The 12,202-nt window shown below is 59.2% G+C and carries 12 protein-coding genes; 10 read left to right on the top strand and 2 right to left on the bottom strand.

The features are described 5' to 3' along the window. Positions 1-11: 11 nt before the first annotated feature. The 6 genes from soxA to phaeop14_RS05835 all read left to right on the top strand — a co-directional run bounded on the left by soxA (position 12) and on the right by phaeop14_RS05835 (position 7,450). Positions 12-863 carry a sulfur oxidation c-type cytochrome SoxA gene (gene soxA / locus phaeop14_RS05810; RefSeq protein ID WP_096789011.1) on the top strand — a complete coding sequence of 284 codons (852 nt, stop codon included), beginning with the start codon at positions 12-14 and terminating at the stop codon, positions 861-863. Positions 864-962: 99 nt separating this feature from the next. Beyond that, positions 963-2,660 carry a thiosulfohydrolase SoxB gene (gene soxB / locus phaeop14_RS05815; RefSeq protein WP_096789012.1) on the top strand — a complete coding sequence of 566 codons (1,698 nt, stop codon included), beginning with the start codon at positions 963-965 and terminating at the stop codon, positions 2,658-2,660. 76 nt (positions 2,661-2,736) lie between these two features. Next, a complete protein-coding gene (soxC, locus tag phaeop14_RS05820; RefSeq protein ID WP_096789013.1) occupies positions 2,737-4,008 on the top strand; it encodes a sulfite dehydrogenase in 1,272 nt (423 codons plus the stop codon). Next, positions 3,992-5,041, top strand: coding sequence for a c-type cytochrome (locus phaeop14_RS05825; RefSeq protein ID WP_096789014.1), 1,050 nt, complete (start codon positions 3,992-3,994; stop codon positions 5,039-5,041). The genes soxC and phaeop14_RS05825 overlap by 17 nt, the downstream gene beginning before the upstream one ends. 160 nt (positions 5,042-5,201) lie before the next feature. Next, positions 5,202-6,452 carry an Hsp70 family protein gene (locus phaeop14_RS05830; RefSeq protein ID WP_096790241.1) on the top strand — a complete coding sequence of 417 codons (1,251 nt, stop codon included), beginning with the start codon at positions 5,202-5,204 and terminating at the stop codon, positions 6,450-6,452. A gap of 116 nt (positions 6,453-6,568) precedes the next feature. Beyond that, positions 6,569-7,450, top strand: coding sequence for a lytic murein transglycosylase (locus phaeop14_RS05835; protein WP_096789015.1), 882 nt, complete (start codon positions 6,569-6,571; stop codon positions 7,448-7,450). A 35-nt stretch (positions 7,451-7,485) separates the two neighbouring features. On the opposite strand, the gene phaeop14_RS05840 is transcribed toward phaeop14_RS05835, so the two are convergent. Next, complete coding sequence (locus tag phaeop14_RS05840) at positions 7,486-8,493, bottom strand: GlxA family transcriptional regulator (protein ID WP_040173189.1); 1,008 nt, start codon at positions 8,491-8,493, stop codon at positions 7,486-7,488. A 275-nt stretch (positions 8,494-8,768) separates the two neighbouring features. Between phaeop14_RS05840 and phaeop14_RS05845 the strand changes: the two genes are divergently transcribed. From phaeop14_RS05845 to phaeop14_RS05855, 3 genes are all read left to right on the top strand, one after another. Next, positions 8,769-9,401, top strand: a complete 633-nt coding sequence (locus phaeop14_RS05845) for an ATP-dependent Clp protease proteolytic subunit (protein ID WP_040178225.1) — start codon at positions 8,769-8,771, stop codon at positions 9,399-9,401. Between the two features lie 140 nt (positions 9,402-9,541). Further along, the gene (clpX, locus tag phaeop14_RS05850) at positions 9,542-10,810 is read left to right on the top strand and encodes an ATP-dependent Clp protease ATP-binding subunit ClpX (protein WP_040173193.1); all 1,269 of its coding nucleotides are present in this window, start codon (positions 9,542-9,544) and stop codon (positions 10,808-10,810) included. A gap of 92 nt (positions 10,811-10,902) precedes the next feature. Further along, positions 10,903-11,262: a RidA family protein gene (locus tag phaeop14_RS05855; protein WP_040178226.1), complete on the top strand. Its 360-nt coding sequence runs from the start codon at positions 10,903-10,905 to the stop codon at positions 11,260-11,262. A gap of 25 nt (positions 11,263-11,287) precedes the next feature. Here phaeop14_RS05855 and phaeop14_RS05860 read toward each other — a convergent pair whose 3' ends face one another. Next, on the bottom strand, positions 11,288-11,575 hold the full coding sequence (locus phaeop14_RS05860; protein ID WP_096789016.1) for a hypothetical protein: 288 nt from the start codon (positions 11,573-11,575) through the stop codon (positions 11,288-11,290). 172 nt (positions 11,576-11,747) lie between these two features. Between phaeop14_RS05860 and phaeop14_RS05865 the strand changes: the two genes are divergently transcribed. Continuing rightward, positions 11,748-12,134: an NADH:ubiquinone oxidoreductase subunit NDUFA12 gene (locus phaeop14_RS05865; RefSeq protein WP_096790242.1), complete on the top strand. Its 387-nt coding sequence runs from the start codon at positions 11,748-11,750 to the stop codon at positions 12,132-12,134. Positions 12,135-12,202: the final 68 nt, after the last annotated feature.

A 12,202-nucleotide genomic window follows, 5' to 3' on the forward strand; every position in this document is an offset into this window, starting at 1 on the left:
GAGGAAACAACATGAACAATAAGGCAATCACTGCAATTGCCATGGCGATGGCGCTGCCTGTCGCGGCTTATGCCGAGGCAGATGACGACATGCTGGTCGTCAACGAAGAGATTGAAATGGTCACCAAGACCACGGCGCCTGGCCATATCTCTGACGCGCTGGACGAGGTGATGTCAGGCTGGCATTTCCGCTCGGACGAGACGCAGGCGCTGCAAATGGATGATTTTGACAACCCCGCGATGGTGTTTGTCGATCAGGCCATGGACACGTGGTCCAAGGTTGAGGGCACCGCGGAGAAATCCTGTGCTTCCTGTCACGACGATGTCGAGGAAAGTATGGCAGGTGTCCGCGCGGTCTACCCCAAGTGGAACGAGGACGCAGGGGAAATCCGCACCCTTGCGATGCAGATCAATGACTGCCGTGAGAACCAGATGGGCGCCGATAAGTGGAAATACACCGGAGGTAAAATGGCGGCCATGGAGGCGCTGATTTCAGTGCAATCACGTGGGATGCCGGTGAATGTGGCCATCGACGGACCGGCCCAATCCACTTGGGAGCAGGGCAAGGAGCTCTATTACACCCGCACGGGTCAGCTGGAACTCTCCTGCGCCAATTGCCATGAGGACAACTATGGCAACATGATCCGCGCCGACCACCTGAGCCAGGGGCAGATCAATGGTTTTCCGGTCTACCGGTTGAAGAACACTAAGCTGAACACCGCCCATGCGCGGTTCAAAGGCTGCGTGCGGGACACCCGCGCGGAGACTTACAAACCGGGGTCGGCTGAGTTCGTGGCGCTGGAGCTCTATGTGGCTTCTCGGGGCAATGGCCTCTCGGTCGAGGCGCCGTCTGTTCGTAACTGATCTAGCGTGGCCCCGTATCAGCAATGGTACGGGGCGCGTTTCCACTTATTTCATTCAAACATGCGAATATATCGCGTGTCTCAGTAGAAAGATAACCCAATGATCTCGCGGCGTGATTTCATGCAGGTCTCCATGGCAGCCTCCGCTTTGGTCGGTGCCTCCGGTTTTGGCAACTGGGGTCGGTTGGCGGCCCAGCAGAAGCTGACACAGGATCAGCTTTTGCAGTTTGACACTTATGGCAATATCAGCCTGGTCCATGTCACCGATATTCATGCCCAGCTGAAGCCGATCTATTTCCGCGAACCGTCGATCAATCTGGGCGTTGGCGAGAACAAGGGCCAGGTGCCTCACATCACCGGTGCGGACTTCCGCAAGGCTTATGGGATCGCTGATGGCAGCCCCTCAGCCTATGCGCTGACCTACAATGATTTTACGTCGCTTGCGCAGGGCTATGGCCGGGTCGGGGGGCTGGACCGGGTGTCTACCATCATCAATGCGATCCGCGCCGACCGCCCGGATGCGCTTCTGCTGGATGGCGGCGACACTTGGCACGGCTCCTACACCTGCCATCACACCGAAGGCCAGGACATGGTCAATGTGATGAACGCGCTGAAGCCGGATGCGATGACCTTCCACTGGGAGTTCACGCTGGGCTCTGACCGGGTGAATGAGATCGTGGAGGGGCTGCCCTTTGCGGCTCTTGGCCAGAATATCTTTGATGCGGAATGGGATGAGCCGGCTGAGCAGTTCAAACCTTATAAGTTCTTCGACCGTGGCGGCGCGAAGGTTGCCGTGATCGGCCAGGCCTTCCCCTATATGCCGATTGCAAATCCCGGCTGGATGTTCCCGGAATACTCCTTCGGGATCCGCGATGAGCATATGCAGGAGATGGTCGACGAGGTGCGTGCCGCTGGTGCGGATGTTGTCGTGGTTCTGTCGCATAACGGGTTTGACGTAGATAAGAAAATGGCCGGCGTGGTCAGCGGTATCGACGTGATCCTGTCGGGCCATACCCATGACGCGCTGCCCGAGCCGGTTCTGGTCGAGCAGACCCATATCATCGCCTCTGGCTCCAACGGGAAATTTGTCTCCCGCGTCGATCTGGACGTGCGCGATGGCCAGCTGATGGGGTTGCGGCATAAGTTGATCCCGGTGTTCTCTGACGTGATTGCGCCCGATCCGGTGATCACCCAGCTGATTGACGATCAACGCGCCCCCTATGAGGCCGACCTGGCTGAAGTGATCGGACAGACTGATGAGCTGCTCTATCGGCGCGGCAACTTCAACGGGACCTGGGATGACCTGATCTGCGACGCGTTGCTAAGTGAACGGGAGGCCGATATCGCCCTGTCGCCCGGTGTGCGCTGGGGACCGTCCTTGTTGCCGGGCGATGACATCACCCGCGAAGATATCTGGAACGTTACGTCCATGAGTTACGGTGCGGCCTATCGCAATGAGATGACCGGCGAATTCCTCAAGGTTGTGATGGAGGATGTGGCCGACAACATCTTCAATCCCGATCCCTATTACCAGCAGGGCGGCGACATGGTGCGGGTTGGCGGCATGGGCTACCACATCGACATTACCAAGCCGCAGGGTGAACGGATCAGCAATATGACGCTGCTCAAGACCGGTGAAGCGATTGATCCGGCCAAGACTTATATCGTCGCTGGCTGGGCCAGTGTGAATGAAGGCACCGAAGGCCCGCAAATCTGGGATGTGGTCGAAAACCACATTCGTAAGATGGGCACCGTCACCCTTTCACCGAACAATTCCGTGCAGGTGTCGGGCGTCTAAGCCCGGCATCCGCCAAAAAATTTTACGCTGATGAATTCACGAAAGTGAATTTTTCGATGTAAGGAGGCGATCAGAGATGAACAACAAACCGAAGCAAACCAGCCCCTCACGCCGCCAGTTTCTGGCCGGTGCTGCGGCGGTCGGGGCAGGGGCGGTGACGGGCCGCCCGGCACAGGCCGCGACCCCTGATCCGCTGATCACCGAGGTGCAGGACTGGGCCTCTGGTCTGGGCGACGGAGTGGATGCGACGCCCTATGGTTTGCCCATCGAGTATGAGGCAGATGTGGTCCGGCGCAATGTGGAGTGGCTGACGGCGGACACCATCTCGTCAATCAATTTTACGCCAATCCACGCGCTGGACGGCACCATCACGCCGCAGGGTTGCGCGTTTGAACGGCACCACTCGGGCGCGATTGAGCTGCGCAAGGAAGACTACCGGCTGATGATCAACGGGCTGGTCGATACCCCCTTGGTGTTCACCTATGCGGATCTGGAGCGTTTCCCGCGCGAAAACCGCGTCTATTTCTGCGAGTGTGCGGCGAATTCCGGCATGGAGTGGGCGGGCGCGCAGCTGAATGGCGCGCAGTTCACCCACGGTATGATCCACAATATGGAGTATTCCGGCGTTCCGCTGCGCACTCTGCTGGAGGAAGCGGGCGTAAACCCCGCAGGCAAATGGGTTTACGTCGAGGGGGCGGATGCCTCCTCCAACGGTCGCTCCATCCCGCTGGAAAAGGCGATGGACGACGTGTTGGTCGCCTTCAAGGCGAATGGCGAGGCGCTGCGCAAGGAGCATGGTTATCCCGTGCGCCTGGTGGTGCCGGGCTGGGAGGGCAATATGTGGATCAAATGGCTGCGCCGGGTTGAGGTGATGGACCAGCCGGTTGAAAGCCGCGAGGAGACCTCGAAATACACCGATACGCTGGCTGACGGCACCAGCCGCAAATGGACTTGGGAGATGGACGCGAAATCCGTCGTCACCAGCCCCAGCCCGCAATCGCCGATCAAACATGGCACGGGGCCGCTGGTGATCACAGGGATGGCCTGGTCGGGTCGTGGTGCGATCACCGGTGTTGATGTGTCGGTAGATGGCGGCAAGAGCTGGCAGGAGGCGCGGCTGGCGGCTCCCGGCACGGACAAGGCGCTGACGCGCTTTTACCTCGATACCAACTGGGACGGCTCCGAGATGTTGCTGCAAAGCCGTGCGCGCGATGCCTCCGGCTATGTGCAACCGACCAAGGCGCAGCTGCGCGAGGTGCGAGGGCTGAATTCGATTTATCACAACAACGCCATCCAGACCTGGTGGGTCAAGGCAAGTGGGGAGGCGGAAAATGTCGAAGTTTCTTGAAGTTATTGCGGCAACATCGGTTGCGCTGACGCTGGCGGTTCCTGCGGCAGCAGAGAAATTCGGCCTTGGCCGCCCGGCGCTGCCGGAGGAAATAGCGGCCTGGGACCTAGACGTGGCGTCCGATGGCACCGGCCTGCCCAAAGGCTCTGGTGATGTCTTCACCGGCGAAGAGGTCTTTGCCGAGAAATGCGCCGTCTGCCATGGCGATTTTGCCGAAGGTGTCGGCAACTGGCCCAAGCTCGCAGGTGGGCAGGGCACATTGGATCATGACGATCCGCTGAAGACCGTCGGCAGCTACTGGCCCTATCTCTCCACCACTTGGGACTATGTGAACCGGTCCATGCCGTTTGGCGATGCGCAGTCGCTGACCCCGGATGAGGTCTATGCCATCGTGGCCTATATTCTCTATTCCAACGATCTGGTGGATGATGAATTTGTGCTGTCGGATGCGACCTTCGCCGATGTGGAGCTTCCCAATGTGGATGGCTTCGTCTTGGATGACCGGCTGGAGGCGGAGAAGCACTTCTGGAACCCGGAACCTTGCATGGAGAATTGCAAGGACAGCGTCGAGATCACCATGCGCGCCATGGTGCTGGATGTGACGCCTGAGGAAGACCGGGCCGAAGCACCCGCCGAGGTCGAACCGGTTGAGGACACCGCAGCCGAGCAACCCGCAGAGGTCCCTGCCGACGTGGTTGTTGCCTTGGACCCTGAACTGGTCGCCAAGGGCGAGAAAACCTTTCGTAAATGCAAGTCCTGCCACCAGATCGGGGCGGGGGCCAAATCGAAAACTGGTCCGATCCTGAACGGGATTATCGGCGCGCCGGCGGCCCATGTTGAGGGGTTCCGTTACTCAAAAGCAATGAAAGCCGCTGCCGAGGGTGGCTTGGTCTGGGATGAGGCCGAACTTGCCGCGTTTCTCGCCAAGCCGAAGAAATACATGAAGGGCACCAAGATGTCCTTTGCGGGTCTGAAGAAAGATGCCGATATCGAAGCAGTGATTGCCTATCTGAAAGCTGCGACTGCCGAATGACGCTGGGCGCATCGCCCCGCACACCACCTCCGCAACCGACAGGGGCGGGGGTGGTTTTATTTCAGGCGCGCCGATCCTGTGTCACATGTTTCTGGGCCCTTGTTTTGCGCAGGCCCTTGCGATACTTACGCCGGTTCTTTCTGAGCGACAGGTGCCCGACATGACCCATCCCAACACCCTTGGTATCGACTTTGGCACCTCGAACTCCGCCGCGGGTGTCGCCGTGAACGGGCGTCCTTGGCTGATTGAGGTCGAGCCGGGGGAAACCACCCTGCCGACGGCGGTGTTCTTTGACATCGACAGCCGCAGTATGATCATCGGGCGCCGGGCCACACGGGCACTGATCAACGGCGACGAAGGGCGGTTTATGCGCGCCTTGAAAAGCCTGCTTGGCACCCCCTTGATGCACGAAAAACGCCGTCTGAACGGAGAACTGGTTGATTTCGTAACCATTGTGGCGCGGTTTCTAGCTGCGCTGAAGGCACGTGCTGAGGCGGCCACCGGACAGACCTTCACACATGCGCTGTCCGGCCGCCCGGTGTTGTTCCACAGCAAGGATGCCACCCGCAATGCACAGGCAGAGGTGGATCTGCGCGCCTGCTATATGGCGGCGGGGTTTGAGGATGTGCGCTTCATGCTGGAACCCGAGGCGGCCCTGCGGTCGGCCCGCGCGCAATCCGGTATCGGGCTGATCGTCGATATCGGCGGCGGCACCTCGGACTTCACCGCCTTTGAGCAAACCGCAGAGGGAACGACCCGTATTCTGGCCTCTCACGGTGTGCGCCTTGGCGGGACAGATTTTGATCGGCAGCTGAGCATTGATCACGTGATGCCGCTTCTGGGGCGGGGCAGTGCTATTCGCAACAGCTTCGGCGGTGGCAGCCTGCCCGCACCTAATCGGTTGTTCAACGATCTGGCGACCTGGCAGATGATCCCATTCCTCTATGCTGCGGATAGCCGCCGGGCCGCACAGGATCTGGCGCGCAATGCCGAGGAGCCGGAAAAACTGGCGCGCTTGGTATCCGTGCTGGAGGATGAGCTGGGCCATGATCTCGCCTTCGCGGTGGAGCGGGGCAAAATTGCGGCCAACCAGCCGGGGGAGCGTAGTGCGGTGATTGATCTGAAAGTGCTGGAACGGGGCCTGTCGGTGCCGCTGGCAGCTGAGGGCCTTCAACGCAGCCTTGCCGCCGATATCGCCGAGATTACCGCCTGCGCCCAGGAAACCCTGTGCCGCGCCGATCTGCGCGCGGAGCAGGTTTCGCGAGTGGTGCTTGTGGGCGGCTCAGCCCTGTTGAGGGGGGTACAGCAGCAGATGCAGCAGCTTTGCCCAAATGCGGAACTTTACACCGAAAACGCGATGACCGCCGTGGCCGATGGTCTGGCCTTGGCATCAGGCAGCGCCTTTGCCTGAGCGAGGGTAAGGGCATCGACGCGGGCAAGGGGAAAAACGCTGATCCTGTGACTGGTTTTGATGCGGAAATCCGCTAGACTGGAAACCCATTTCCCAAGCGTTGGACCCAGGTTTTTATGATTTTCCAGTTGTTTCGTCGATCTCTCTCACAGTCTGCCACGGCCAATACCCGCAAAGAAACAGCGCAGCGGCGAGCAGGGGGATGGTTAGCCACCACTCTGTCTGCGGCGCTACTGTGTGGTCTGCCGTACGCCGCTAAGGCCGCGCCCTGCGGCAATACATCTGCCGGATTTGACAGTTGGAAACGCGACTTCGCCGCTGAGGCCAAGCGGGCTGGTGTGCGCCAGGCCGGGCTGAACGCGCTGGCCAACACAACCTACGCCCGTCGCACCATTGCTGCAGATCGCAACCAGAAGAGCTTTCGCTACTCTCTGGAGAAATTCATGCAGATCCGTGGCGCCAATACGATCATCGCGCAGGGGCGCAAGCGGAAGGTGCGCAATGCCGACTTCTTTGCCGCGTTGGAACGTAAATACGGCGTGCCTGCCGGGATCCTGATCGCCATTCACGGTATGGAAACCGCCTTTGGCAACTACATGGGCGACAGTCAGGTGGTCTCTGCCATCGTGACACTGACCTATGATTGCCGCCGCTCTGAGTTCTTTAAACCCCATGCCATTGGCGCGCTGAAACTGGTGGATCGTGGTGCGATCACCGGCGCGACCAAAGGGGCCAAACATGGCGAATTGGGCCATACCCAGTTTTTGCCCGGCAATGCGCTGAACTATGGTGTCGACTGGGACGGCAACGGGCGGGTGGATTTCTACAATATGGGCGATGCTTTGGCCTCAACCGCTTATTTTCTACGCAAGAAAGGCTGGAAACCGGGACGCGGCTATCAGCAGGGCGAGCCCAACTATAAGGTCCTGAAACAGTGGAATGCGGCGACGGTCTACCAGCAGTCCCTGGCGATCATGGGGCGCAAGATCGACGGCTGACCGGGCCAAATAACAGCTGTTACCGCAAGGGCTGTTTAGTTCCAGCCTTTGCGGAAAAAATGCGGGCTGGCGCCGAATTTGCGTTTGAACTGGCGCGAGAAATGCGTGGCACTGTTGAACCCGGACGCCAGCGCGATCTCTGTGACAGACATTGACGTTTCATTCATCAGCGCAAACGCATGGCTGAGGCGCATGTCGAAATAGACATGCATAGGGCTCTGGTCGAGATAGCGGGCAAACAGCCGCTCCAGCTGGCGGCGCGAAATGTCCAGCCGATCACACAGCTCCCCAATCGACAGCGGTTCCTCAATCGATTCCTGCATCAGTTGCAGCGCATTCAACAGGCGCTGGTTGCGGCTGCCAATGGCAACAGCATAGTTGGATTTCTGCGGCGTGCTCTGACCGCCGGTGCGCACATGCAGGCACATATCCGCGACGATGATCGCCAGCTGTTTGCCGTGGCGGTCTTCGATCAGGTTCAGCATCATATCCGTGGCTGCATTGCCGCCGCCACAGGTCATCAGCGTATCGCTGATCTCAAAGATCCGGGGGGAGGGCAGCAGATCCGGGTAGCGTTCGACAAACCCGGGCTGGTTTTCCCAATGGAGGGTGAAGCGATGATCGCCCAGCAACCCGGCCTGCGCCAGAGCAAAGGCGCCGGTGCAGATCCCGCCGATAGAGCGGCCAAACCGGCGTTCGCGTCTGAGCCAGTTCAGCACCGCGTCACTGGCGGCATTCTGCGGCTCTACACCGGAACAGACAAAGGCCAAGGCGTCCCCCGGAAGCGGTCCCATCGGCAGATCGGGGGTGATGGTCATCCCATTGGAGCATTGGATCGGCGCGCCGTCGGGCGTCATCACGTACCAGCGATAGAGCTGCGTGTTGGTCACCTGATTGGCAATGCGCAGTGGTTCCACAGCGGCCGCAATCGGCAGCATCGTCGCCTTTGGCAACAACAGGAAATAGAAATCCTGAGGCTCCCCGTCAAAAGGGATGGTCAGATTGGCCGAAGCCCCTTTTTGCACAAAATAGTCGTCGATCATATTGGGGAACCTGTAACACGCCGGTTTCGGTTGGGTCTGTGATCTATGCTAGTTAACCCCGATCTGCGGCTTGCATCCAACGTTTTGCGACGGCGGGACTGCGGTTTTCGACGCCGACCGGACTGTTTGCGCCATCGCGGCCGCCGGTTCGGGGCTGGCCACAACGGAAGGCAAAAACAATCACCGCCCCTTGCAGCCCAAATGTGCCGGCACTAAGACTCAGGTAATACTCAGTCGGCTATGATGCCGACACAATCCAAAGCAGGCAGGTCAATATGGTCGATCCAAGAGAAACATACATGAACACGCTGGTGCCGATGGTGGTTGAGCAGACCAGCCGCGGTGAACGCGCCTATGATATCTTTTCCCGCCTGCTGAAGGAGCGGATCATTTTTCTGAATGGTCCGGTTCACGACGGGATGAGCTCGCTCATCGTGGCGCAGTTGCTGCATCTTGAGGCAGAAAACCCCTCGAAAGAGATTTCGATGTACATCAACAGCCCCGGCGGCGTTGTGACCTCCGGCCTGTCGATCTACGACACCATGCAGTACATCAAACCGAAGGTTTCGACGCTGGTGATTGGTCAGGCGGCCTCCATGGGCTCGCTCCTTCTGACCGCTGGTGAGGCCGGCATGCGCTTCTCGCTGCCCAACAGCCGCGTGATGGTGCACCAGCCCTCAGGTGGTTTTCAGGGTCAGGCAACGGATATCATGATCCACGCCGAGGAAACGCTGAAGCTGAAGAAGCGTCTGAATGAGATCTACGTCAAGCACACCGGTCAGGAATATGACAAGATCGTGGACGCGCTGGAGCGCGACAACTTCATGTCGCCTGAGGATGCAAAAGACTTCGGTCTGATCGACGAAATCGTCGAAAACCGCAGCAAGCTGGACCCAGAGGACAGCTGATCAGCGGTGTGAGCTGACAAGTGTGCCCCGTCGTCATCGGGGCACACTTTGCGATTGTGGCGGCTGTGCCGGTGGCATAAGCTGCCAATATTACGGGTGGCGCAGGAGGCGCATGCACGCCCCGGACGGAAAGGTAGACCATGGCAACGAACTCAAGCGGCGACAGCAAGAACACGCTTTATTGCAGCTTCTGCGGCAAGAGCCAGCATGAGGTGCGCAAGCTAATTGCGGGCCCAACCGTGTTCATCTGCGACGAATGCGTCGAATTGTGCATGGACATCATCCGCGAAGAGACCAAGGCCTCTGGCCTGAAATCCACCGACGGTGTGCCCACACCGAAGGACATCTGCGAAGTTCTGGACGACTATGTGATTGGTCAGGCCATGGCAAAGCGGGTGCTGTCGGTTGCGGTGCACAATCACTACAAGCGCCTGAACCACGCCCAGAAGGCCGGTTCGGACATTGAATTGTCGAAATCCAATATCCTGCTGATCGGCCCGACCGGCTGCGGTAAGACGCTGCTGGCGCAGACGCTGGCGCGGATTCTGGATGTGCCCTTCACCATGGCCGATGCCACCACCCTCACCGAGGCGGGGTATGTCGGTGAGGATGTTGAAAACATTATTCTGAAGCTGCTGCAGGCGTCGGAGTACAATGTCGAACGCGCTCAGCGCGGCATTGTCTATATCGACGAGGTCGACAAAATTACCCGCAAGTCGGAAAACCCGTCGATCACCCGCGATGTGTCGGGCGAGGGGGTGCAGCAGGCCCTGCTGAAACTGATGGAAGGCACCGTAGCCTCGGTTCCGCCGCAGGGCGGGCGCAAGCATCCGCAGCAGGAATTCCTGCAGGTTGACACCACCAATATCCTGTTCATCTGCGGTGGCGCTTTTGCTGGTCTGGACAAGATCATCAAGCAGCGCGGCAAGGGCTCTGCCATGGGCTTTGGCGCGGATGTGCGTGATGACAGTGATGCGGGTGTGGGCGAAACCTTCAAGGATCTGGAGCCGGAAGATCTGCTGAAATTCGGTCTGATCCCGGAATTCGTCGGCCGCCTGCCGGTTCTGGCGACGCTGGAAGATCTGGACGAAGATGCGCTGATCACCATCCTGACCAAGCCGAAGAACGCTCTGGTCAAACAGTATCAGCGTCTCTTTGAACTGGAAGACACCGAACTGGACTTCACCGACGAGGCGCTGAGCTCCATCGCGAAGAAAGCGATCGAACGCAAAACCGGCGCCCGCGGTCTGCGCTCCATTCTGGAGGACATCCTGCTCAACACCATGTTTGAGTTGCCGGGCATGGACAGCGTCGAAAAAGTGGTCGTGAACGAAGAGGCCGTGACCTCTGACGCACAGCCCCTGATGATCCACGCTGACGCCGAAAAAGAGCCGGCCACAGCGGGCTGAACCTAAGCGACACGTGTACAACGCGTGACGATTGATTTCAGGCGGCGCAGGGGGAACCCTGCGCCGTTTTTCTATGACGAAGGACAGTTGTGATGATCAAACGTATTTCCTCAGGTGGTGAATTTGAGGCCAAGATAGGATATTGCCGCGCTGTGGTTGCAGGCGGGTTTGTGCATGTCGCGGGGACCGTGGGGCAGGGCGATGATGTGGTGGCGCAGTGCCAATCGGCGCTCGACACCATTGGTGCAGCATTGGCTGAGGCGGGCGCGAGTTTTGCCGATGTGGTGCGGGTGAATTACTACTTGCCGGACCGGGCAGACTTCGAACCCTGCTGGCCGTTGTTGGCGCAGACATTCGGCGACGCTCCGCCGGCTGCCACGATGATTGAATGCGGGTTGATCGACGCCAAGTTTCGGATCGAGATTGAGGTCACGGCTCTGGCGCCGGGCTAATGCGGCGTCGACAGAACAGGGACTTCTAGAATTCGAAGGCACGCATCGGTGCCGTTTCTTTGCGCCGTCGGTCCATCAACTGTTGCAGTTCGCTTTTCTCCGGTTCCGGCTCAAGACCCAGCATGGTTTTTCCGGCGGTCACTGTCTTCTCTGTCATCTTTTGCCAGTCTCCGGTCTCTGGTTCAGTCAGGCGAATTGTCTTTGCCCCCTGATGGGCACGGTTACCGTGGATCATCAGGCTGGTAACCTGCATCAGATCCAGAACGGCAACGGTGACAATAAGGGTCGCAACCAGAGAAAGGGTGAAGCGCACGCGCGGCCTCGCTATCGGATGTTAAGATTTCGAGATCAACATGGGCCGCAATTGTGGCCTGTTTGTGTACTTGTCCAAGAAGTTTTGCGACAATCCCCACGGGCGGGTGCGGCGTGTCTGGACCTTGGCGGCAAATTGCGCCATATCAGAAGCGAAATTTTCGGAGGAACCGATGGGAATCCTGAACTCTCTCTTGCGGGCTGTAACCTGGTGGAACGGCTCGACCTTGAATACACGTATTTTCACCGCCCGTAAGGGGCTCAAGGTGGGCGAAGACGATCAGGGCAACGTGTTTTACCGCAATGCCGACGACAGCAAGCGCTGGGTGATGTTCAACGGCGAGGTTGAGGCCTCCCGCATTGGCGCGGATTGGCATGGCTGGCTGCACCGCACCTTTGACGAAATCCCGTCGGAAAAGCCGCTTGCGCATAAATCCTGGGAAAAGCCGCATCAGGAAAACCTGACCGGCACCATGCTGGCCTATGCGCCGGCCGGGTCGATCCGGGCCGCAGGCGCCCCGAAGGAACGCAGCGACTATGAGGCGTGGTCGCCGGAGTAAGTCCGGCCTATCCATGTGAGACAGCAGCGCTGGGAGATGGTGCTGATCGGTTGGCAGGAACGCCGACC

It is taken from the genome of Phaeobacter piscinae (genome assembly GCF_002407245.1).
In the GTDB taxonomy this organism is placed as follows: Bacteria; Pseudomonadota; Alphaproteobacteria; order Rhodobacterales; family Rhodobacteraceae; genus Phaeobacter; species Phaeobacter piscinae.

What these genes read in the sequence shown, in the direction of transcription:
- phaeop14_RS05825 (WP_096789014.1), top strand. Translation starts at nt 3,992, where the DNA reads ATGTCGAAGTTTCTTGAAGTTATTGCGGCAACATCGGTTGCGCTGACG.
- phaeop14_RS05865 (WP_096790242.1), top strand. Translation starts at nt 11,748, where the DNA reads ATGGGAATCCTGAACTCTCTCTTGCGGGCTGTAACCTGGTGGAACGGC.
- soxC (WP_096789013.1), top strand. Translation starts at nt 2,737, where the DNA reads ATGAACAACAAACCGAAGCAAACCAGCCCCTCACGCCGCCAGTTTCTG.
- phaeop14_RS05835 (WP_096789015.1), top strand. Translation starts at nt 6,569, where the DNA reads ATGATTTTCCAGTTGTTTCGTCGATCTCTCTCACAGTCTGCCACGGCC.
- phaeop14_RS05845 (WP_040178225.1), top strand. Translation starts at nt 8,769, where the DNA reads ATGGTCGATCCAAGAGAAACATACATGAACACGCTGGTGCCGATGGTG.
- phaeop14_RS05840 (WP_040173189.1), bottom strand. Translation starts at nt 8,493, where the DNA reads ATGATCGACGACTATTTTGTGCAAAAAGGGGCTTCGGCCAATCTGACC.
- clpX (WP_040173193.1), top strand. Translation starts at nt 9,542, where the DNA reads ATGGCAACGAACTCAAGCGGCGACAGCAAGAACACGCTTTATTGCAGC.
- soxA (WP_096789011.1), top strand. Translation starts at nt 12, where the DNA reads ATGAACAATAAGGCAATCACTGCAATTGCCATGGCGATGGCGCTGCCT.
- phaeop14_RS05855 (WP_040178226.1), top strand. Translation starts at nt 10,903, where the DNA reads ATGATCAAACGTATTTCCTCAGGTGGTGAATTTGAGGCCAAGATAGGA.
- soxB (WP_096789012.1), top strand. Translation starts at nt 963, where the DNA reads ATGATCTCGCGGCGTGATTTCATGCAGGTCTCCATGGCAGCCTCCGCT.
- phaeop14_RS05830 (WP_096790241.1), top strand. Translation starts at nt 5,202, where the DNA reads ATGACCCATCCCAACACCCTTGGTATCGACTTTGGCACCTCGAACTCC.